This window comes from Maricaulis sp. B-26, assembly GCF_056857855.1.
In genome coordinates, this window is the sequence record NZ_JBSXNX010000020.1 from 23,501 (window position 1) to 44,146 (window position 20,646).

Here is a 20,646-nt window from a genome sequence, read left to right on the forward strand (position 1 = left end):
TGCGCATTTCAATCGCTCCCCAGGGAAAAACTGCCTGCACACTAGCCAATGGCCGGTCTTCGCCAAAATGAAGAATTCACCATATTGCGGCAGCCGGGGACCTGACGAGAGCCATGGCGACTTGATCGCGACGCGCGAAACGCCAATCCTGCGGTGATCTCAACGGGTTCAAGGACGGTTCCGCCATGCGCATGCTCTTGCTGTGTCTCTTCGTCGCGCTTTGCCTGGGTGGGCTCTGGGGCATTTACCGCACGCCGGCCAATAGCCCCGTGGAAACGGACCTCCATCTGTCCACCCTGCCGCAGGCCCATGGCGACGAACCCAATCTGGTCGCCGTCCAGCCATGGCTGGAACAGGGCCACTACCAGAGCGCCGCGCACCTGCGCGAGCGCCTTGCTGCCTATCTCGATGCCGCACGCGACGGCGGCGCACTGACGGAAGGCAGCATCGTCGTATTTCCCGAACATGCCGGGACCTGGCTGGTCGCCTCCGGAGCTCCGGCCGCGAGCTTCGGGGCCGGGACGACGGCCGGCGCCATGGCGCCGCTGCTGATCGCCAGCCCGCTACCCTTTCTCGGCGCCCTTATCAATTCGGACGAAACCGACCGCGTGGAAGCGGCGATCTTCCGCATGCGAGCGCCCCGCATGGCCCGCGACTACCAGACCGTCTTCGGAGGCCTGGCGGAGGAATACGGCGTGACTGTCGTGGCCGGATCGATCGTCCTGCCCGATCCGGCGATCGAGAACGGAGCGCTCCGGCTTCGACAGGGTCCGCTCTACAATACGACTGCGGTATTCAATCCGGACGGCACGATCGCGCCCGCCCTGGTCCGCAAGACCAATCCCATCCCGTCCGAGGCCGGTTTCACGGCCAGCTGGCCGGCCGAAAACCTGCCCGTTTTCGAGACGCCCGCCGGACGTCTGGGCGTGCTGATCTGCGCCGACAGCTGGCACCCGGAACTCTATGCCAGCCTCGCAAGCGGCGGTGCGGAGATCGTCGCGGTTCCCGCTTTCCTTCAGCCCTCGGACATCTGGAACGAGGCCTGGCACGGTTATACGACCGGCTGGCCGGAGGATGTCGCGCCGGAGGCCGCCGAAGACGTCACCGAAGGCGAAGCCTGGATGACCCACGCCCTGGCCGGGCGCATGCCTGACAGCGGTGCCCGCTTCGGAGCGACCGCCTTCCTGCGGGGCAATCTCTGGGATCTCGGATCGGACGGCGCCAATATTCTCGTCACCGAGGACGGCGCCGTCATCGACGGCGACCTGACCGGTGCGTCGATCTCGGTCCTGCCGCTGACGCGCTAGTCCGCGTCCGTCACGGCCAGGTCGTGCTCGTCCCAGGCTTGAACGAAAGCCTCGGCCGTTCCGGCTTCGCCGGCCTCGACCAGCGGGAATATCCGCCCCTCGGCCACGGCCAGGCGCGCCTGCAGCGTCTCGCGCGCCTCCCGGTCGCGGGCCATCGCCTCGTGCCGCTCGGCAGAGCGTGGCCACACCTGCGGATCGAGGACGGAAAAACCACCCTCGAACGCGACTGGCCGGAACAGCGAGATGCAGGGCGTCTTGCTCCCGGTCATGAGAAGGCGCGGCGCTTCGCCCGGCACCAGCTTGACCATCATGGACGCAGTCGAGTGACTGGGCCGGAAAGGCCCGCCCGCATGCATGCAGAGATCGCGATTGGAGCCCCGGCTGAACCCGTCTCCGCGATCGTGCGTGCGCAGGATGGCGGCGATCGCCTCGAAGCTCACGGCCTCGCCGCGCAGCGCATCCAGAGCCGCCCGCGAACAGGCCAGCCGCTCGCCGGCATGACCGAAGCGCGGCAGGAGCCAGGTCTCGCATCCCTCGGCGAAGCCATTGGACGGTGCCTGCTCCGACTTCATCGCGATATCGGACCCGACGGTATAGGTGTTCGAGATCGACCAGTGGTCCCGCACCATCTTGATCACCCAGTCGCGACCGCAGGTCTCCAGTACCAGCGCCTGAGACGGATCGGCGATCAGGAAGGAATTGTCGTAACGGAACGACTTGTTGCGATACCCCGCCGGACCGCCCTGCCCGTACTGTTCGAGCAGCCGGATGATGACGCCGGCCGCTTCCTGGGCCGTGGCGCCGCGCTCCAGGCCGAGCCGCAGGAGGTCCATGCCGAGCAGGGCCTTGCCCTTTTTCATCACGCGGTTCGAGAAGATCGCCTCATTGCCGATGGCGACGCCGTGCTCGTTGACGCCCATTTCCGCGCCCCACATCCAGGACGGACGGGAAATAATGACGGCATGGCGGTCCGGGACCTGCTCGATCTCGATATGGGTGCAGGCCAGCCGGGACTCGCTATCGCCGCACACGGCGGCATGGCGCTCGACCAGTTGCGGCTCGGCGGCTTCCCGGTCGGAATTCTTCGCCAGCCAGATCCCGTCCGGCCGCTTTATGGCGAGCGTATCGCACATCAGCCTGTCTCCAGGGCAGCGTCGACCTCGCGGACGGCCCGTTCGGCCGCCTCTAGGGCGCCTTCGAAATAGCCGAAATAATGCTGCGCCGTCTCCGTGCCGGCCATATGTATCGGCCCCAGCGGTTCGCGCAGATCATGTCCGTATGTCGTCCAGACGCCCGGCCCCATCAGGGCAGCATAGCAGCCGCGCGAGTATTGTTCGGCGGTCCAGTCCTGATCGACATAATCGATGGGCTGGCGCGCCGCCTCTCCGAAATAGGCCGCAAACGCGTCGAGCACGGCGGCCTTGCGCTCTTCCGTCGGCCGGGCCGACCATTTGCGCGCATGATCGCCTTCGATGAAGCCGAGCAGCTGACCTGCCGATTTGCCCGCTTCGGTATTGTCGAAGGTGACCCGGACCTCGAGGTCCGGCCCGACAGCCTGTCCGGCCAGCCCCTCCTCGCGCCAGAAGGGCGTTTCGTATTGCGCGACGCATTTGATGCAGGCCCCCGGCGGCATGCGCAGCCAGAGTCCCGCGCGCCCGGCCGGAAGGACCGGATCGAAGTCGATGCGCATGGCCTGGTTGGGCGGCAGGGCGAGGATGGCGCGGCGGGCCGCGTAGCGCCCAGCCTGTGTGGTGACGGCAACGCCGTCATCGCCCCAGGCGATCTGCTTTACGGGCTCGGACAGACGGACGCGGTCGCCAAGCCCGGCGGCGAGACGGTCTGCGATACCGGCCATATTGCCGTGTACCCGGTCCTGCTGCGCCCCGCCCGTCGTCGAGACGAGATTGTCCAGAGAGGTTCCGGCGCGGGCGTAGAAAAGCGCGTGCAAGAGGGAGACCTCATGCGGCTCGGCCGCGAACACCGCCCCGATCCCGACGGCGAAAATGTCGAAGGCGCGCGAGGAGAAGGACTGTTTGCGCATCCATTCCGCCACCGTCATCCGGTCCCAGAGCCCGGCCTTCGGGTGGGACCAGGGGGCGGCAGGATCGATCTGCGCGGCCATGGCGTCGAACCGGCTCATCATCAGATGCACATTGAGCAGAATGTGCGGAGCGAGCCCGGGGATCGTGCCGGTATAGCGGCCCAGCTTGTTTCGGTTGTGGATCAAGCGGTCGCCGGTATCCCAGAGCGGATAGGTCTCCATCCCCAGCGCCTCGATCAGCGCATAGAGCCTGTCCTGGCCCGGACCGACCCACTGGCCGCCGACATCGACCGTATCGCCATTGTCGAAACCGTGCGCCATCGCCCGTCCGCCGACCCGGTCGCGCGCTTCCAGCACGACGACGTCATGGCGCCCGGCCAGAAGCTGCGCCGCGCGCAGGCCGGACAGTCCCGCACCGATCACGATGATATCGCTCGATTTTACCGTCCCCATTAAGCCCCCCTTGATCCTGGGTCGCGAAATCCGGCCCGGAAATGCCTTTGCGTGCGAGCCTCGTCACGGCATCTTAAGGAAGCGATAACCGTTTCGTCCCTCTGTCGCCTTATTTGTTCGTCATCACGGCCGTTGAAGCCATTCGAAGGAGACTTGCCATGCGTCCCCTCTTTACGCTCTGTGCCACGCTGGCACTCGGCCTGGCCATGCCGGGCGGGATCGCCGCACCCGGCCTCGCACAGGAAACCGATTACGGCCAGCCCAGCGAGTACTCCGAACCCGTCGACACCTATTCCCAGGACGAGATGGTGGATGCCGTATCCGACTTTTTCGGCGTCACCGCCGAGGCTGCGGCCAGCGTCCTCGAGCGCGTCTTCGACGATCTGGGACGTCCGGTCGGCTATGTCGCCGGCGAGGAAGTCGCCGGTGCGATCGGCGTGGGCCTGCGCTATGGCGAAGGCTATCTCACCCTGAAGGACGGCGGACGGCACAAGGTCTACTGGCGCGGCCCGTCCGTCGGCTTCGATGCCGGCGGCAATGCCAGCCGGGTCTTCGTGCTGGTCTACAATCTCGACGATGTCGATCGCCTCTATCAGCGATTCCCGGGCGTTGAGGGCTCCGCCTATTTCGTGGCCGGGATGGGCGTGAACTATCAGCGCGCCGACGACATAACCCTGGCGCCGATCCGATCCGGCGTCGGCTTCCGCGCCGGTGCCAATATCGGCTATCTGGCCTATTCGCGCCGCCGCGCCTGGCTGCCCTTCTGATGCAGGTCAGGCCCGCCGAACCGGATGATTATCCGGGCATAGACGCGGTCCTCAAATCCGCCTTTCCCACGGCCAGCGAAGCGCGGCTCGTCGCCGCGCTTCGTGCTGCCGAGGCGGATACGCTCGAACTGGTCGCGGAAGACCATGGCCAGATCGTCGCCACGGCCCTGTTTTCACCGGTCGAAGCCGAGATCGCAGGCAGCGAACCGCTCTACGGGCTCGGCCTCGCCCCGGTTGCGGTCCTGCCCGGCCGGCAGCGTCAGGGTATCGGCCAGGCTGTCGTCGAGGCCGGGCTCGATTTTGTAAGAACGCTCGGTGCCCCCTTCTGCGTCGTGCTCGGCGAACCGGCGTATTACGGCCGCTTCGGCTTCGAGCCGGCGGCCCGGTCGGACTGGACCTGGTCCGCCGATCCGGAGGGCAAGACCGGCGACGCCTTCCAGGTCCAGGGACTGCAAGGTAAGACAACCTCGCTCCCCGCTCCTGCAGTTGCGCACTATCATCCCGCTTTCGACGGCGTTTAGCCTGCCTCACGGGACGCAATTAACCACCTTCCCCCTTCCACGCATGCGCGTGAAAATGCCATACTTCTTGCGTTGGTAGTAACGGCGCCCGGCGCCGTGTCTGGGGGATTTCATGAGCGGTATCATTCTACTCGTCAGCATCGGCGCACTGTTCGTTCTGCTGCTGGCCCGGCAGATACCGCTGCAGATGCTCGGGCGTCTCTTCGGCCCCATCCTCAAACCGCTCGGCCGAGTATTCGGCCTGAAAGCCGTGACCCGCGCCAGTCCGGGTACCGTACGCCCGGCTCATATGGGACCGAGCGCCTGGGCGGCCCTGTCGCGTGCGACGCGTCACAGGACCGAGACCGAGACGGTGCTGGGCTCCGGCTTCGAGCACGAACGCAGCCACATGAACCGGTCCGGCCTGCTGTTTCACTGGCTGGCCGTGAAGGTGGGTTATATCCAGGTCCCCAGCGAACTGACGCAAGAAGTCGCCGAGGATTATTACAAGCAGGGCTCGGATTTCCTGAACGGGCGGGTGAAAATCTCCGCCAATCCGCAAAATCTCTACGAGGACGAGGAAGGCGCGGTCATAGCCAGCTATTTCCCCGTCGATCACGGTGCGCTCTACCTGCTCAACGAGATGCGCCGCATCATCAATGCGAATGTACGCAAGCTGACCGTCGTCTTCTCGACCATCATCGCGACCGTGCTGGTCATCAACCTGCTCTATAATGACGGCAGCATACTGGAGATCCACGGCATGCTGGGCCTGTCGGACGGGCTGCGGCTCGGACCGCTGACCATGGGCGCGGCGGACATCAACCAGGCCTTTTTCGGTGCCGTCTCGACGCTGGGCGCCGCCTTCCTGATGTGGCTGATCTATTTCGTCGAATACGTGCCGTATCAGCGGAATAACTTCCGCGAGCTGACCAATTTCGTGACCCGCTATCTGGCCCGTCTGAACGACCATTTCCGCACCGCAGCGGGACAGGCGAAGTCGGTCACGGTCGGTCAGGAAACCGATGCCAGCAAGTTCGCCCATTCGGCGCGGCAATGGCACACCAACGTGCTCTGGATCGCCCTGCGCATCTTCTTCATCGAGAGCTTCGTGCGGAACATCATGTTCCAGATGCTGCGCAATTCCGGCTACTACCTGGTCTTCGTACCCCTGCTCTTCCTGGCGGTGATGGCCGGGCTCAACGTGGCCCTGACCGAGCTGACCGGCTTCGATGCCGGCGCGCGGCTGGCCGATCTCGGCGTGATCTTCGTCATCCTCTTCATCAGCCTGCTGGTCATCTACGCCATCTTCCTGCGCCGCTCGATGATGAGCATCGACGAGATCAACCAGGACGAATGGATCGGTTTCGACAGCCTGCTGCTGGAAAACGTGCTCGGAGAGATCGTCGGCAAATACGCCGAGGATGTCGGCTACTGGAAAAACCGGATGGGCCGGACCTGAGGCGGTCGGGTCAGGATTGCCTCAGTACCGGTACATGTCCCCGTTTTATGCGGTACATGTCCCCGTTTTATGTTGCCCCCGTTTTATGGGATCAAAACCGGGGTGCGCGCTTAGCTTTGCTCCATCAGCACACTACAAAAGACACACTAGCCTTAATTTTTGCAGCCGCCTCTATCAATTCCGAGGAAAAGGTTAGAGAAGCATATAACTCATCGTTGCCCTCCACCCTAATAATCACAAATACAGAAGTTGCGTGACTCTCCAGGTACGCCCTCGCGTTTGACGCAATTAAACCCACGACGTCCTGAAATTGGGCGATCGCCGAATCTATTGAATCATCCGTTTCGTCAGTCGCTGACACTGACCACTTCCACGTCGAAAAAGCCCTATCACTTTGCTTCTCCCATACCCTCGACGGTTCAATTTCTACTAATTTTCTGAATTCATTCACGTTTTCTTGGTTTGTATGGAACCCAACTTCAATTCGGATCGGATTTGGATCAGACACAGGCATCGACACAGCCATTCAGAGAACAATCGGGACACGAAGAAGACGGATACACACCATTTGCCGGGAGCAGAACTACGTCAATCTGCTTCGCTTTTTCACTCACGCCCCCGCCTTGCCGTGATCGCTCTCGCACAACCCATGGTCGGACAGGGTGTGGATCACCCGGCATTCGTCGACCACGCCGTGTGAGCAGCGTTCCACCATGCGGGCGAGTTCGGCTTCCACGGCCTTGAGCCCGGCGATGCGATGACGAACTTCGGTGAGCTGGGCGCGGGCTATGGCATCGGCGGCTTCGCAGGACTGGTTGGGCGTGTCGGACAGCTGCTGCAGGGCGCGCAGAGCGTCGAGGCCGAAGCCGAGATCGCGGCCATGGCGGATGAAGCGCAATTGTTCCAGATGATTGTCGTCATAGCGACGCTGTCCGCCCGGCGAACGGGGCGGTTCGGCGAGCATGCCGATGCTTTCGTAATAGCGGATGGTGGGGATTTTCACCCCGCTCAGCTTCGACAGCCTGCCGATGGAAAGATCTGACATTTTCCGCTTGAACCTCTAGTCGCTATAGGAATTAGGCTCCTTTTCGAACGCACGATCAAGGAGAATCACGTGTCGGGATGTTGCGGAAATGATCATGGCTTCGACGGGAGCAGCATCGCTTTCCGGCGTGCGCTCTGGGCCGTCATCGCCATCAATGCGGGCATGTTCTTCGTCGAGATGATCGCCGGCGCCGCCGCCCACTCCCAGGCGCTCAAGGCCGATGCGCTCGATTTCGCCGCCGATGCCGCGACTTACGGCATGTCGCTCTTCGTGATCGGCAAACCGCTGCACTGGCGCGCCAATGCGGCGATGATCAAGGCGACGAGCCTGCTGGTCATGGGCGTGCTCATTCTCGGCCTTGCCCTCTACCGCGCCTTTTTCGCGACCGTGCCGGAAGCCGGGCTGATGGGCGGCATCGCCGTCATGGCGCTGGTGGCGAATCTGGCCAGCGTGGTCATCCTCATGCGCTGGCGCGACGGAGACTCAAATGTCCGCTCGGTCTGGCTGTGCTCGCGCAATGACGCGATCGGCAATATCGCCGTCCTGGTCTCGGCCGGCCTCGTCGCCTGGTGGGGCACGCACTGGCCGGACGTGATCACTGCCGCTCTTATGGCGGGTCTCTTCGTCAGCTCGGCCGTGCAGATTTTCGGCAAGGCGCTCGCCGAGCGCCGCCATATGGCCGAGGCGGCCGCAACCGCCTCGGAGTAGTCGTCTGAATTAGTTCGGCCCCGTCGAGAAGACCGATCCCATCAGGCTGCCATCGCCGTCATCGTCATGATGATGGCGGCGGTCCGGGTCCGGGTGGGACGCCGTGCTGCGGCAGTCATGGCAATCCGACGCGATGCGCTCGCGAACGAGGGCGAGGCGCTCGGAGAGATCGTGGAAACGATCCTGTCCGTCGTGCCAGAGCGCGGCGGAATCCTGACACAGGCTTTCGTCGAAACTGTTTTCCTCGAGGCACCGGTTATAGGTGCGGCAGGAGGCGGTGGCGAATCGGTAGGACGCGTCCAGATCGGTCTCGAAGGCGAGAATGAGTTCCTGCGTCTCCGTGTCCGCAACGCTGGACCGGCCGGAATTGGCGCCGATCGCCTCCCGATAGCCGTGAATCTCCGCGAGCATGTCCAGGCGCTGGCCGGCCAGGGTGTCGACCTCGCACATATCGTGCGCCGGGGTGACGGTGTCGCGCATCATGGGCGGAGGCGGCGGTGGCGGACCGACCGGAGGCGGTGGCGAATCCGTTGCACAGGCTGTCACAGCCATAGCCGTCGTCAGGACGATCACCGCCTTGTTCATGGCCGATTTCCTTCTCTTGTACCCACTCATTGCCCCGCCCCTTCCGCGGTCGCGCCGGACGTCCCGGCACCAGACGTGATGCCGGCCAGGGCCGTGTCCGTGTCGTCGAACGCGGCCTGGTAACAACCCGGCTGTTCCAGTTCCTCGCCATATTGGCGGCGCACTTCGTCCACCCGTCTCTGCCAGGCGAGATAGAAGCGGTCGCCATTGGCCTCGGCCTCCTCCAGCAGCTGGCTGGATATGCGCGACCAGCGATCGGCGGGCGTTCCCCGCCGTCCGGCATAATCGCGCAGGCGCTGGGCGCGCTCATGGCCCAGATCCGCCGCACGGCGCAGATAGCTGTCCGCCCGCTCCGGGCTCTCGACAAGGCCGCACATGCGATAGCTGCCCTGCACCGTACCGGTGCCGTAGATCAGGGCGAGATTGAAATTGGCGCCGCCATGGCCGCGATCGGCGGCCGTCTCGAGCCATTCAAGCGCCGTATCGATATTCTGCTCCAGGCCGAGCCCGGTCGCGAACATGATGCCGAGCAGGTTCTGGGCGTGACTGTCGCGGGCGGTCAGGGCGGCATGGCAGATCAGCGTGACCGTTTCGGACGGCGTCAGGGCGCCGGTCTGGTCGAAGCCCATATCGCCCTGGAAATCGCGCACTGAGCGGCGGGTCATCGGACCGTAGGTGCCGTCCACATCGCCGGAATAATAGCCGAGCGCCGACAGCGCCCGCTGGCGCAGGTCGAGATCGATGATATCGCCGTCATCCTCGGTCTGGCTGAAGCCATAGGCGATGCGGGCCAGCGACCGCGTCGTGGTCGGGCAGGAGCGTTCGAGCACGGCGGCCTGCAGACGCTGATGCGCGACCAGCGCCGCCTGCGCGCCGCCGGCATGCGAGCCGACCGTGAGCGAACGGTCCCAGGCATCGCGGGCGTCATCGATGCGGCCGATCGCCTGATAGGCGTCGCCGATGCGTAGCCAGCACCGCGCCTCGGCGGATTCGTCGACACTGTAGCTGTTGCTCTCGCAGATCCGCTCGCCGGGATCGGTGCGGAAGAAGGGGATGGTGCCCGAACCGCCGGGCCGCACCGTCGCGCCGGGACCGGCAATGCCGCCCGTCACCGGAAGACCGACGCTCGGGAAACTGCCCGAACCGCCCTGATAGGGCGTGTTCTGATAGCTGTTCTGATAGCCGTAATTCGCGCCATAGCCGCTATTCCCGCCGGTATTCGGCGCCGGATCCGGATTGCGGTAATCGGTCCAGCCGGAATTGTTCATCGTCACCGGATTGACCGGATTATTGACTGCGCCGCCGGTATTCGAGGCCGCGTTCGCAGGTGCAGGCGAATTGCCGCCGCCGAAGGGCCACCAGCTCGTCTGCTCTTCGGGACAGTAGCGCCCGGCGCAATAACCCGCCTGATAGGCACGCGAGTGGGAATAGCCCAGCACCGCAACCAGACCCACCAGCACGAGGAGGGTCGCGGCGGCTTGCGCCAGCAGGGCTGTCACGCGTTCGAGCATGTCCGGACGATCCCCCTTCCGCATGCGATTGGCTGCGAGTTGCGATTTACTACTCGTTAACCATACTAGCGTCCGGAACCGGTGCAGGCCATACGCCCGGGGCGGGTTTCTGGAAAAAAATCGTCAACTTGGGGTGGAAAACCCATTATTCTCCAACAAGTTGTCCTGGAGACACAGTTTTCTCGCATAACGCGAATTTAATACGCCCTACACGGGATCGGTGTCGGCGACAAAGCGCAGTTCCGGCCAGATTTTCGCCTGCGACCGGCATTTTTCGGCCCAGCCCTCCCGCCCGGACAGGCCCGGAACCGGCCTCACTTCGCCGCTGAAAAGCGCCTCAAGCCCGAACGGCGCCAGAAGCTCCGGACGCCCCCGCTCATCCAGTCGCACCGCGACCGAATGGACCCGGGAGGCGAAGTGGCGCAAGGCATCTTCCGTATCGCGCAGGGGCGCCCGGTCGGTCCCGTATTTCTCGTTGAACCAGATGTGCACGCGAGCCTGGTTGCACACCTCGACCGGCACCGGCAGATCGGCGAAGACCGGCCGCGCCGCCCGGATCACCCGGTCCTCGGCCTCATAGCTGAGATCCGACGGGTCGAAATAGGCGAGGTCGTAATCATTGACGCCATGGCCCGGCGAACGGCCGGTCATGGCATTCCAGACCGCCTTGTAGACGGCACCGGCCATCAGCGCATGATCCGGCAGCCCCATGCCTTGCGCACGGCGCAGGACTTCGACCGCGACCGGGTCGGCCATGAGTGCATCGAGGACGAAGCCCTCGCGCCCGGCCGGCGGCGGGATACGGAGCCCGTTGCCGCCGCCCATCGCGCTAGCCCCGCAGCGTACCGCCGGTCGCCTTGGTCACCTTGTTGACGATCGCGGCCGCGACAGCCTCGATATCCTTCTCGGTGAGCGTCTTCTGGCGCGGCTGGAGCGTGACCTCCAGTGCCAGCGAGACCTGCCCGTCGGGCACGCCCTTGCCGTCATAGACGTCGAACACGCTCACATCCGTAACCAACTGCTTGTCCGCACCTTTCGCGGCCCGCACCAGAGCGTCCGCCGCTACGGTCCTGTCGACCAGGAAGGCGAAGTCGCGGCGCACCGGCGTCAGGTCGGCACGGTCCAGCTGGGAGCGCGCCTTCAGGCCGGAGCCCTTCTTGGGTTGCGGGATTTTGTCGAGCACGATCTCGAAGGCCAGGACGCGGCCGTCGATATCGAGCGCCTTGAGAATGCGCGGATGAATCTCGCCGAACTCGGCCAGGACGTTCTTCGGCCCCAGGCGCATCACGCCGGAGCGGCCCGGATGCCACCAGTCGCGCGCTTCCGGCGCCACCTGCAGCGAGGCAACCGGCGCGCCGGCGGCCTCGAGCGCCGCCATGGCGTCGGCCTTGGCGTCGAACACGTCCGGCTGGCGCGTGCCGGCCCAGTGACGGCCCGCCTCGACGCGGCGAACGCCGGTCGCGACCAGGCGCTGGCCCTTCGGCGTGTCGTCGACATAGACCGGGCCGACTTCGAACAGGCAGGCGCCCTCCTGGCCGCGATCGGCATTGGCCTGAAGCGCGGTGAGAAGATGGATCAGCGCCGTCGGTCGCATCACGTCCAGCTCGGAGGAAATCGGATTGTCCAGTTCGAGGCCTTCGCCATGGCCCCCGAACAGTGCCGCCTGGCTCTTCTCGCAGAAGGACCAGGTCACGGCTTCCGAATAGCCCCGCCCGGCCAGGGCGCGGCGGGCATAACGCGCGCGCAGCTGCATCGGCGTGGCCGGTGCCTCGCGGCGCACCGGCGGACGCGAGAGCGAGACCGCATCCAGCTTGTCATAGCCGTGAATGCGCGCGACTTCCTCGACGAGGTCGGCCTTCTGCGTGCAGTCCATGCGCCAGCTCGGCACGCCGACGGTGAGCACATCGCCCTCGCCCTTCGGCTCGAAGCCGAGCGTTTCCAGAATGCGGACGACCTCCGCGCGTGGCAGGTCGAGACCGGTCAGGCGCTTCACTTCGGACAGCGGGAACTCGATCGGGGCCGGCGCAGCCGGAATTTCACCCGCGACCATCACCTCGGAGGCTTCGCCGCCGCAATAGCGCAGCACCAGCTCGGTCGCCTGCTCGATACCAGCCACGACCGAGGCCGGATCGACGCCGCGCTCGAAACGGTATTTCGCATCGCTGTCGATACCGGTCGCCTTGGCGGTGGCGCGGGTGATCAGCGGATCGAACCAGGCGCTTTCCAGGAAGACGTCCGTCGTCTCTTCGGTCACGCCGGAATAAGTACCGCCCATAATGCCGCCGAAACCGAGGCAGCGGGCATCGTCGGCGATGACGCACTGATCTTCGCCCGGCACGTAGTCCTTATTGTCCAGCGCCTCGAAAGTGTCCGCCTCGCCCTTGCCGCGGCGGGCGCGGACGATGCCCTGCAATCTGGACAGGTCGTAGACGTGCAGCGGACGGCAGCGATCATAGGAGATCATATTGGTGATATCGGCGAGGAAGTTGATCGGACGCAGGCCGATCGATGTCAGCGCCTTTTTCAGCCAGGCCGGGCTTTCGACATTCTTCACGCCGCGGATGACGCGGCCGGCGAAGACCGGGCAGGCTTCCGGCCAGTTCAGCTCGACCGTGACCGGGCACGGAAACTTGCCGGGGATGGCCTCGATTTCATGGGATTTGAGCGTCCCGATGCCGGTGGCGGCGAGATCGCGGGCAATGCCGCGCACGCCCAGCCAGTCGGGACGGTTCGGCGTCACCTCGAAATCGATTACCGGATCGTCCTGGCCCAGCGCCACGACGGCCGGCGTACCGACTTCGAAGGGTTCGGGCAGGTCGATAATGCCGTCATGATCCTCGCCGAGCTCGAGCTCCCTGGCCGAGCACATCATGCCGTGGCTCTCCACGCCGCGGATCTTGCGCGGCTTCTTGTCGAGCGCGAAGTCGAGGCCGGGAATATACGTCCCCAGCGGGGCGTAGATGGCATACATGCCGGCATGCGCATTGGGCGCGCCGCAGACGATGGTCTTGGTGCCGTCCTTGGTCTCGACCGTGCAGACTTTCAGCTTGTCCGCATCCGGGTGCTTTTCTGCCGCCGTGACATGGCAGACCGTGAAATCCGCAAATTTCTCCAGCGGATTGTCGATATCCTCGATCTCGAGACCGGCCATGGTCATCGCCTCGGCGATCTCGTCGAGCGTGGCCTCGGTCTCGAGGTGATATTTCAGCCAGGAAAGCGGGAATTTCATGGTTGGTCCCTGCCGTCTTCAAGGGTTTCTTGCGGGCGAGCGGAGTCGGGCGTCTCCGCATTGCCGAAAATCTCAAAAATGTCGTCCGTCGGGCCCGTGCACTGGCGCACCGGAATCCGTCGCGCATTCGATGCCGTCGCCACCCAGCACCGGTCGAAGACCGAGCAATAGCAAAGACGCATATCCCAGCGGGACCATTCAGCCAGCACGTCATCCAGACCCTGCTGGTCCAGCGCGTCGCGATCCCAGCGGAAAACGACCGGCTCGACCACGCCATTCGGTGCCAGCGCCCGGCCGGTGACACTCGACCAGGACCGGTCGAAACCGGCAGGCATACGGAGCAGCAGCGGATCGAAATCAGTCGTCGGCTCACCGTCGCGCAGGAGCTCCACCGTCCCGATCATGGCCGGTCCGACGCCATTATTCTGGATGCGCAGACCCATTTCACGCTGTTCGAGCGTGGATGTAATGAAGCCGTCCAGCTGGATGACCGGTACCACCGCGCCATGCTGCTGCGCGCGCATCACCCGGCCCTGGTCCCAGGCCACGAACAGCGCCGCGATACCCACAAGCATCGCACCGATCCCGGTCAGGGTCTGATGGTTATTTGTCAGCCAGCGCCACATGTCGGACTCAGCTCAGCCCCGTCGCGAGGTTCGCCTGCAACAGCGGGCTGAAGCCGTAATGGGCCAGCCAGCGGACGTCGGAATTGAAGAAGTCGCGCAGGTCCGGGGCGCCGTATTTGAGCATGGCGAGGCGGTCCACGCCCATGCCGAAGGCGAAGCCCTGGTATTCGTCCGGATCGAGACCGCAATTGCGGATCACGTTCGGGTGGACCATGCCGCAGCCGAGGATTTCCATCCACTTGTCGCCGGAGCCGACCTTCACCGCATCGCCGACCCGCTCATAGCGCACGTCCATCTCGGCGCTCGGCTCGGTGAAGGGGAAGTGGTGCGGACGGAATTGCGCCTCGACCTGGTCGGTCTCGAAGAAGGCGGCGATGAAGTCCAGCAGCACGCCCTTGAGGTGACCCATATGGGTTTCCCTGTCGATCACCAGGCCCTCGACCTGGTGAAACATGGGCGTGTGGGTCTGGTCCCAGTCGCAGCGATAGACGCGGCCCGGCGCGATGATGCGGATCGGGGTCTCGCCCTTCAGCATGGTGCGGATCTGGACCGGCGAGGTGTGCGTGCGCAGGACCTTGCGCAGGCCTTCGGCGTCCGGCTTCATGAAGAAGGTGTCCTGCGTGTCGCGCGCGGGGTGGCCTTCGGGGAAGTTGAGGGCGGTGAAATTGTGGAAGTCGTCTTCCACGTCCGGCCCTTCCGCGACGGCAAAGCCCATATCGGCGAAAATCACGGCGAGCTCTTCCATCACCTGGGTGATCGGGTGCAGCGAACCCTTCGCCTCGGGACGCACCGGCAGGGTAACGTCGACCACTTCCGACGCCAGCGCCGCATCGAGCGCTGCGGCTTCCAGATCGGCCTTGCGCGCCTCGATGGCGTCGTTGAGCCGGGTCTTCAGCCCGTTGAGGGCCGGGCCCATCACCTGGCGCTCTTCCGGGCTCATCCTGCCCAGCTCGCGCATCATCAGCGAGACGGAGCCCTTCTTGCCCAGTGCGGCAACCCGCACCGCGTCCAGCGCGGCTTCGTCGCCCGCGGTGTCGATCTGGCTGCGCACCTCGGCTTCGAGCGCGTCGAGATTGGATGTGTCGGTCATGAATATCGTCCCTCACGGTCGAGGTCGGTTTAGCGGCTGGATTCTGCAGTGTCGACACCGCAAGGAAGATGCCGTGCATGGAGACAAGAAAAAGGCCCGTCAGCGGTGCGCTGCGGGCCTCTTCCAAACTTGTTCTGCGTTCGGCTCTAGGCCAGCGCGGCGCGCGCCTGGTCGACCAGGGCCTTGAACGCTTCCGGCTCGCGCGCGGCGATGTCGGAGAGGACCTTGCGGTCGACTTCGATGCCGGCCTTGGTCAGACCGTTCATGAAGGCCGAATAGGTCAGGCCGTGCTCGCGGGCACCGGCATTGATGCGCTGGATCCACAGCGAGCGGAAATTGCGCTTCTTGGCGCGGCGGTCGCGATAGGCGTACTGGCCGGCCTTCTCCACAGCCTGGACGGCGGTGCGGAAGGTGTTCTTGCGGCGGCCGTAATAGCCTTTCGCCTTCTTGATGACTTTCTTGTGGCGCTTTGCGGTCGCCGGTCCGGACGTAACTCGAGACATGATAGTGCTCCTAACTCGGTGCCAGCGGCCTTACAGGCCGTTCGGGATGTACTTCTTGACGATCGTAGCGTCCTGGGGCGACAGGGTGGTCGTCCCGCGCTTGTTGCGGATCTGCTTGTTGGTCCGCTTGATCATGCCGTGGCGCTTGCCGGCTTGACCGGCCTTCACCTTGCCCGTGGCGGTGAGCTTGAAGCGCTTCTTGGCGCCGCTCTTGGTCTTCATCTTCGACATTTTCATCTCCTCTGCAGGACTGCTTTGAGGCGGTCCGATGGATGTTGCAGCCAGCGGGCATGTCGAACGGGCCCGGCAAGCTGGTGTTGGAAGCGGGGGTTTATACGTGGAAAGCCGGGGATTGCAAGACCGGATGGGAGTCTCGCCTCCCGTCCGTATCAGTGACCTGTGCTGTGCTCGCAGAGACCGCAATCGCGGGCATGCACATGACCGGCCCGGCCGCGGCGCACCCAGTTGGCGAAATGCGCGCCGGCCAGAACGGTTACCCCGCTCAGCGTCAGCACGGTCTCTATGGTCCGGTCGAAGACATGGCTCGCCCCGACAGCCATCAGCCCCAGGCCAAGCAGACCGACCAGCAGGACCGGCCAGCCGCCGCGCGTTGTGCGCACGCTCCAGCCCAGGGCCAGCAGCGAAACCGGTGCGGCGAGAACCAGCAGGACGAGATGCCAGTCATGTCCGACGCCGAACAGCTCGCTTACCTCGGGCGCCAGCATGGGCGCGGCGACGGCCGCGGCCGGAAAGGCCAGACAGTGCAGCACGCACAGCGCGGACAGGGAAATACCCGTCGCGTCGAGCGCGATATGACGGCCGGATTTGAATCGGGGTAAGCGCATTGCATGTCCAATCGGAACCTGCGGACGATATAGTATAACATTGTCCGTCTGAAAAGACCGGATGTGCGCTTCAAGCATAAAAAAGGCGGCCCGTAGGCCGCCTTTTCCGTCCGGTACGCGACCGCCTATTCGTGGAAGCCGAGCTCCGAGATCGCCAGCTGTGCGTCCGCAACCGGGCCATTGCGATAGGTACCGACCCAGATGTCGTACACACCGCCAACCGGGTTCTCGAACCGGATACCCGGATTGAGACTGCCGGCGCTGTCATCATCGCAGACCCAGTTGCCACTGGGATCATTGATGACCAGCGTGGTATCGGAGTCCGAAACCGCCGAAATGAAGAGGTCCAGCGTCCCGGGCTCGAAAGTCAGCTCGAAGTCCGGCGCTTCCGTGACGAAACCGCGGCAGCTCTGATCGGCCGCATAGCGCGCCTCCAGCGTACCGCCCGCAGCCAGGTCGACCAGATAGGGATCCGGCTGGAAACCGCCGGCCAGATCGATGCCGCCGTAATTGGACTCGAGCGACCAGTCGAGCACCGTGTTCTCGGTGAAATTCTCGCCGAAGCCGAGCTCGGAGATATGCAGGGTCGCCGGGCCGGTATCGCCCTCGCTATAGGTGCCGACCCAGATGTCGTAGCGGCCGGACATGGGGTCGTCGAAACGCAGGCCCGGATTGAGGCTGCCGGCACTGTCGTCATCGCACCACCAGCTGCCGTCCGGCGCGTTCACCACCAGGGTGGCGTCGCCCATCGAACTGGCCGAGATGTAGAGATCGAAGCTGCCCGCCTCATAGGTGACGTCATAGCTCGGCGCGGTTGTGGCGAAGCCGCGGCAGTTCTGGCCGACCGCTTCCCAGACATCGACATCGCCGCCGGCCTGGACCGGTACGTTGAACGGATCGGGCGTGAAACCGGCGGTCAGGCTGGTCGAGCCGTAGCCGGAGGGCAGGCTGTAATCCAGCTCGGCCGGTTCGTCGACATCGCCGAGAAAACCGAGCTCGGAGACGAAAAGCGACGCCGGAGCGGCCGGACCGGCCGAGAAGCGACCCGCCCAGACGGCATAGCGTCCGGCAACCGGATTTTCGACGCGAACGCCCGGATTGAAGTCGCCGGCCTCGTCGTCATCACAGTGCCAGCTGCCGTCCGGCCCCTGCACGATGAGCGTCGTGTCGGCTTCGGCTTCCATCGAGAGATAGAGGTCGAAGGCATTGCCCGCCTCGTAATTCACCCAGACGTCCGGCGCTTCCTGGACATAGCCCCAGCAATGTCCGGGTGTGGTCCGCTCTGCGTCGAGATCGCCGCCGGCCTCGACCGAAAGAATGCGCGGATCGTCGGCGAAGCCGGAATTCACATCGAGCGTGCCGTGCGCAGGCTGAAGATCGGCGTCGGGCGCACGCGAATAGATGTTCTCGGCGGAGAAGCCGACTTCGGAAATATGCAGCATGGCCGGCTCGTAGCCGCCGCCGGAGCTGAATGTGCCGACCCAGATATTGTAGCGGCCGGACTGGGGATTGGTGAACTCGACCCCCGGATTAAGCCCCTGCGCCGGAGCGTCGTCATTGCAGTGCCAGCTGCCGTCCGGCGCATTCACGACCAGGGTCGCGTCGGCATCGGAGGCGGCGGAAATGAAAAGATCGAACTCGCCGGCCGAATAATCGAGATTGTAGGAAGGCTGGTGGGTGATATAGCCCGTGCAGCCCCCAGACGCCGTCCCGGCATAGATCGCACCGCCGGCACGTATACCGATGGAGGCCGGATCCGGCATGAAGCCCGCATCGAGCTCGATCGAACCGTAGGCAGGCGGCGCATTGACGTCCTGCGCGCCGGCGACGGCGCCGGTCGTGGCGGTCAGGCAGAGCGCCGCGATAGCGCTGCCGGTCATGTATGAAAACTTCATGGTCTCTCTCCCCCGTAAGCGATGATTACTGACTGTGCAGTTCGGAAATGGTCAGCACGGCGGGCGCGGGCTGCGCCTCGAGAACCGTCCCGACCCAGATGTCGTAGACGCCGGTCTGCGGCGGACTGAAGCGGACGGACGGGTTGAGCCCGTCGCCGCCGTCATCGTCGCAGTACCAGCTGCCGTCCGGCGCATTGACCGCGAGCGTCGTATCCGCGCCCGAGCCGACCGAGATGATCAGCGGCAGCGTGCCGGCATTGTAATAGAGGTCGAAATCGGGCGCCCGGGCGATATGGCCGATACAGCCGCCGCCAATGCTCGCCGCAGCGTCGATATCGCCGCCCGCCGTCAGCGGGACCCGGTGCGGGTCCGGCGTGAAGCCGGCCGACAGATAGGCTTCGCCATAGGTGGCCGGCGCTGTGACGTCCTGCGCCAGGACAGCCGGTGCGATCGCAGCCGGCGCCATCAGCGCAGCGAGCAGGATGAGCGTGACGACCTGTCCTGGCATTGAGCCTCCCCGGATCCGGATGGCAGCGTTGTCTCGCCTCCGATCCGGCCTTACTTCAACATGCTTTCCATAGATTTGCATCTCAAAACAAACCTGCTGAACCCGGACTGAACGCCGCAGCCGCGAATTCGGCACGGATGCGGCAAAGATAAGACGTCATCCCCGTCTCCGCCCCTATTCCCCGGACGGTGCGGGCAGCCAGCGATCCATGACGGTGCAGGCCACGAGGTCCCCGGTGACGTTCACCGAAGTCCGGCACATGTCGAGAATCCGGTCGACGCCGAGCAGAATGGCGACGCCTTCCGCGGGAATGCCGACCGAGGCGAGCACGCTGGCCAGAATGACAATGCCCACGCCCGGCGTACTCGGACTGCCGATCGAGGCGCCGATCACGGTCACGGCGAGCACAATGAAGGACAGGGTGTCCAGATCGACCTGGAATAGCTGGATCATGAAGACCGCCGCGACGGTCTGGTAGAGCGCGGTACCGTCCATGTTCACCGTCGCGCCGAGCGGGATGATGAAACGGGTCACGGCCGGCCGCACATCCAGCCGCTCTTCGGCGATGCGCAGGGAGAGCGGCATGGTGGCGGCGGAACTCGAGGTGGAGAAGGCCAGCAGCTGGGCGTCGGCGACCTGGCCGAGAAAGGTCAGCGGATTACGACGGCCGAGCACCGCCACGATGACGAGATAGACGCCGAGCAGAACGACCAGCCCTCCCAGCACGCAGCCGATATAGACAGACAGGCCGAGCAGCGCCGACAGGCCCGTGCGCATGACGAAATCGCAGATCAGGCCGAACACCGCCACCGGCGCAAGGCGCATGGCCCAGCCGACGATGACCAGCGAGACTTCCTGGACAAGCTGGATCAGCGTGATCAGAGGCTTGGCCTTCTCCGCCCCCAGCGTCGCCAGCGCAACGCCGCCCAGCGTGGCGGCGATCACGATCTGGAACATGTTCCGCGACAGCACTGCCGAGGACAGGTTGGCGGGAATGATGGATGCGACCTCTTCCGGAATGGCCTCCACGGCCATGGCCGGCGCAGCGCCATTGCCGCTCATCTCGGCGACCGAAGCCGCCAGGGCATCGGCCGATTCCGTATCGAGAAAGGCGGACGGATCGACGAAATGCCCCGGCCCGACCAGCGTTGCCAATGTGGCGCCGATCGCCACGGCGATCGTCGTCGTGACGAGGAAATAGGGCACGATCCGGCCCGCGGCCCGGCCCAGCATCCGGGCATCTCCGGTGGCGGTGATGCCCAGCACGATCGAGGTCGAGATCAGGCCGATCACCACCATCTGGATGAGATTGAGAAAGATCGACCCCGGCAGGCGCAGCCAGGCGCCGGCGAGCTCAGCCATCTCCATTTCCAGGGCGAAGGGCGACCCCGCCGTCGGCGCCAGCAGCGCGCCTGCCGTGAGGCCCAGCATCATGGCAATGAGGATCTGCGCCCAGAGGCGGCTGCGGATCAGGCCGCGCACGGCGCGCAGGTTCAGCGCATGCCGCGCCGGCCCGCCTCCGAAAATCCGTCGCCCGAACATGCCGGCCTCCAGCCTGCCCCACCCGACCT

Annotated in this window: 21 protein-coding genes; 5 read left to right on the forward strand and 16 right to left on the reverse strand. The window is 64.8% G+C overall.

From position 1 onward, the window contains the following. Positions 1-185 precede the first annotated feature (185 nt). Entirely contained in the window at positions 186-1,307 is a 1,122-nt protein-coding gene (locus AC13HB_RS06675; protein ID WP_482948960.1) for a carbon-nitrogen hydrolase family protein, read from the forward strand. Here AC13HB_RS06675 and AC13HB_RS06680 read toward each other — a convergent pair. Together AC13HB_RS06680 and AC13HB_RS06685 are read right to left on the reverse strand one after the other, a co-directional pair. Next, a complete protein-coding gene (locus AC13HB_RS06680; protein ID WP_482948961.1) occupies positions 1,304-2,440 on the reverse strand; it encodes a C45 family peptidase in 1,137 nt (378 codons plus the stop codon). The genes AC13HB_RS06675 and AC13HB_RS06680 overlap by 4 nt on opposite strands. Continuing rightward, positions 2,440-3,801, reverse strand: a complete 1,362-nt coding sequence (locus AC13HB_RS06685) for a flavin monoamine oxidase family protein (RefSeq protein WP_482948962.1) — start codon at positions 3,799-3,801, stop codon at positions 2,440-2,442. Before AC13HB_RS06685 ends, AC13HB_RS06680 begins: the two co-directional genes overlap by 1 nt. Positions 3,802-3,959: 158 nt before the next feature. Between AC13HB_RS06685 and AC13HB_RS06690 the strand changes: the two genes are divergently transcribed. The 3 genes from AC13HB_RS06690 (at position 3,960) to AC13HB_RS06700 (ending at position 6,530) form a co-directional block, all read left to right on the forward strand. Continuing rightward, a complete protein-coding gene (locus tag AC13HB_RS06690; protein WP_482948963.1) occupies positions 3,960-4,568 on the forward strand; it encodes a DUF1134 domain-containing protein in 609 nt (202 codons plus the stop codon). Continuing rightward, positions 4,568-5,089, forward strand: a complete 522-nt coding sequence (locus AC13HB_RS06695) for a GNAT family N-acetyltransferase (protein ID WP_482948964.1) — start codon at positions 4,568-4,570, stop codon at positions 5,087-5,089. The genes AC13HB_RS06690 and AC13HB_RS06695 overlap by 1 nt, the downstream gene beginning before the upstream one ends. A gap of 112 nt (positions 5,090-5,201) precedes the next feature. Then, positions 5,202-6,530 carry a hypothetical protein gene (locus AC13HB_RS06700; RefSeq protein ID WP_482948965.1) on the forward strand — a complete coding sequence of 443 codons (1,329 nt, stop codon included), beginning with the start codon at positions 5,202-5,204 and terminating at the stop codon, positions 6,528-6,530. A gap of 124 nt (positions 6,531-6,654) precedes the next feature. Here the strand turns inward: AC13HB_RS06700 and AC13HB_RS06705 are convergent, their stop codons facing one another. Together AC13HB_RS06705 and AC13HB_RS06710 are read right to left on the reverse strand one after the other, a co-directional pair. Further along, the gene (locus AC13HB_RS06705; RefSeq protein ID WP_482948966.1) at positions 6,655-7,056 is read right to left on the reverse strand and encodes a DUF4279 domain-containing protein; all 402 of its coding nucleotides are present in this window, start codon (positions 7,054-7,056) and stop codon (positions 6,655-6,657) included. An 84-nt stretch (positions 7,057-7,140) separates the two neighbouring features. Next, a complete protein-coding gene (locus tag AC13HB_RS06710) occupies positions 7,141-7,575 on the reverse strand; it encodes a MerR family transcriptional regulator (RefSeq protein ID WP_482948967.1) in 435 nt (144 codons plus the stop codon). A 69-nt stretch (positions 7,576-7,644) separates the two neighbouring features. Between AC13HB_RS06710 and AC13HB_RS06715 the strand changes: the two genes are divergently transcribed. Next, entirely contained in the window at positions 7,645-8,283 is a 639-nt protein-coding gene (locus AC13HB_RS06715; RefSeq protein WP_482948968.1) for a cation efflux transmembrane domain-containing protein, read from the forward strand. A 9-nt stretch (positions 8,284-8,292) separates the two neighbouring features. Here the strand turns inward: AC13HB_RS06715 and AC13HB_RS06720 are convergent, their stop codons facing one another. From AC13HB_RS06720 to AC13HB_RS06775, 12 genes are all read right to left on the reverse strand, one after another. After that, positions 8,293-8,868: a hypothetical protein gene (locus AC13HB_RS06720; protein WP_482948969.1), complete on the reverse strand. Its 576-nt coding sequence runs from the start codon at positions 8,866-8,868 to the stop codon at positions 8,293-8,295. A 26-nt stretch (positions 8,869-8,894) separates the two neighbouring features. Continuing rightward, positions 8,895-10,403 carry a peptidoglycan-binding protein gene (locus AC13HB_RS06725; RefSeq protein WP_482948970.1) on the reverse strand — a complete coding sequence of 503 codons (1,509 nt, stop codon included), beginning with the start codon at positions 10,401-10,403 and terminating at the stop codon, positions 8,895-8,897. A gap of 183 nt (positions 10,404-10,586) precedes the next feature. After that, positions 10,587-11,204 carry a nucleotidyltransferase family protein gene (locus tag AC13HB_RS06730; protein ID WP_482948971.1) on the reverse strand — a complete coding sequence of 206 codons (618 nt, stop codon included), beginning with the start codon at positions 11,202-11,204 and terminating at the stop codon, positions 10,587-10,589. Between the two features lie 4 nt (positions 11,205-11,208). Next, complete coding sequence (pheT, locus tag AC13HB_RS06735) at positions 11,209-13,608, reverse strand: phenylalanine--tRNA ligase subunit beta (protein ID WP_482948972.1); 2,400 nt, start codon at positions 13,606-13,608, stop codon at positions 11,209-11,211. Then, positions 13,605-14,234, reverse strand: coding sequence for a hypothetical protein (locus tag AC13HB_RS06740; RefSeq protein ID WP_482948973.1), 630 nt, complete (start codon positions 14,232-14,234; stop codon positions 13,605-13,607). Before AC13HB_RS06740 ends, pheT begins: the two co-directional genes overlap by 4 nt. A 7-nt stretch (positions 14,235-14,241) precedes the next feature. After that, positions 14,242-15,324, reverse strand: coding sequence for a phenylalanine--tRNA ligase subunit alpha (pheS, locus tag AC13HB_RS06745; RefSeq protein ID WP_482948974.1), 1,083 nt, complete (start codon positions 15,322-15,324; stop codon positions 14,242-14,244). Positions 15,325-15,470: 146 nt separating this feature from the next. After that, a complete protein-coding gene (rplT, locus tag AC13HB_RS06750) occupies positions 15,471-15,827 on the reverse strand; it encodes a 50S ribosomal protein L20 (RefSeq protein WP_482948975.1) in 357 nt (118 codons plus the stop codon). 30 nt (positions 15,828-15,857) lie between these two features. Next, complete coding sequence (gene rpmI, locus AC13HB_RS06755; protein ID WP_482948976.1) at positions 15,858-16,058, reverse strand: 50S ribosomal protein L35; 201 nt, start codon at positions 16,056-16,058, stop codon at positions 15,858-15,860. Positions 16,059-16,216: 158 nt separating this feature from the next. Further along, positions 16,217-16,672 carry a MerC domain-containing protein gene (locus tag AC13HB_RS06760; RefSeq protein ID WP_482948977.1) on the reverse strand — a complete coding sequence of 152 codons (456 nt, stop codon included), beginning with the start codon at positions 16,670-16,672 and terminating at the stop codon, positions 16,217-16,219. Between the two features lie 125 nt (positions 16,673-16,797). Then, on the reverse strand, positions 16,798-18,567 hold the full coding sequence (locus AC13HB_RS06765; protein WP_482948978.1) for a hypothetical protein: 1,770 nt from the start codon (positions 18,565-18,567) through the stop codon (positions 16,798-16,800). A gap of 25 nt (positions 18,568-18,592) precedes the next feature. Next, positions 18,593-19,075, reverse strand: coding sequence for a pre-peptidase C-terminal domain-containing protein (locus AC13HB_RS06770; RefSeq protein ID WP_482948979.1), 483 nt, complete (start codon positions 19,073-19,075; stop codon positions 18,593-18,595). Between the two features lie 174 nt (positions 19,076-19,249). Further along, positions 19,250-20,617, reverse strand: coding sequence for a dicarboxylate/amino acid:cation symporter (locus AC13HB_RS06775; RefSeq protein WP_482948980.1), 1,368 nt, complete (start codon positions 20,615-20,617; stop codon positions 19,250-19,252). Positions 20,618-20,646 lie beyond the last annotated feature (29 nt).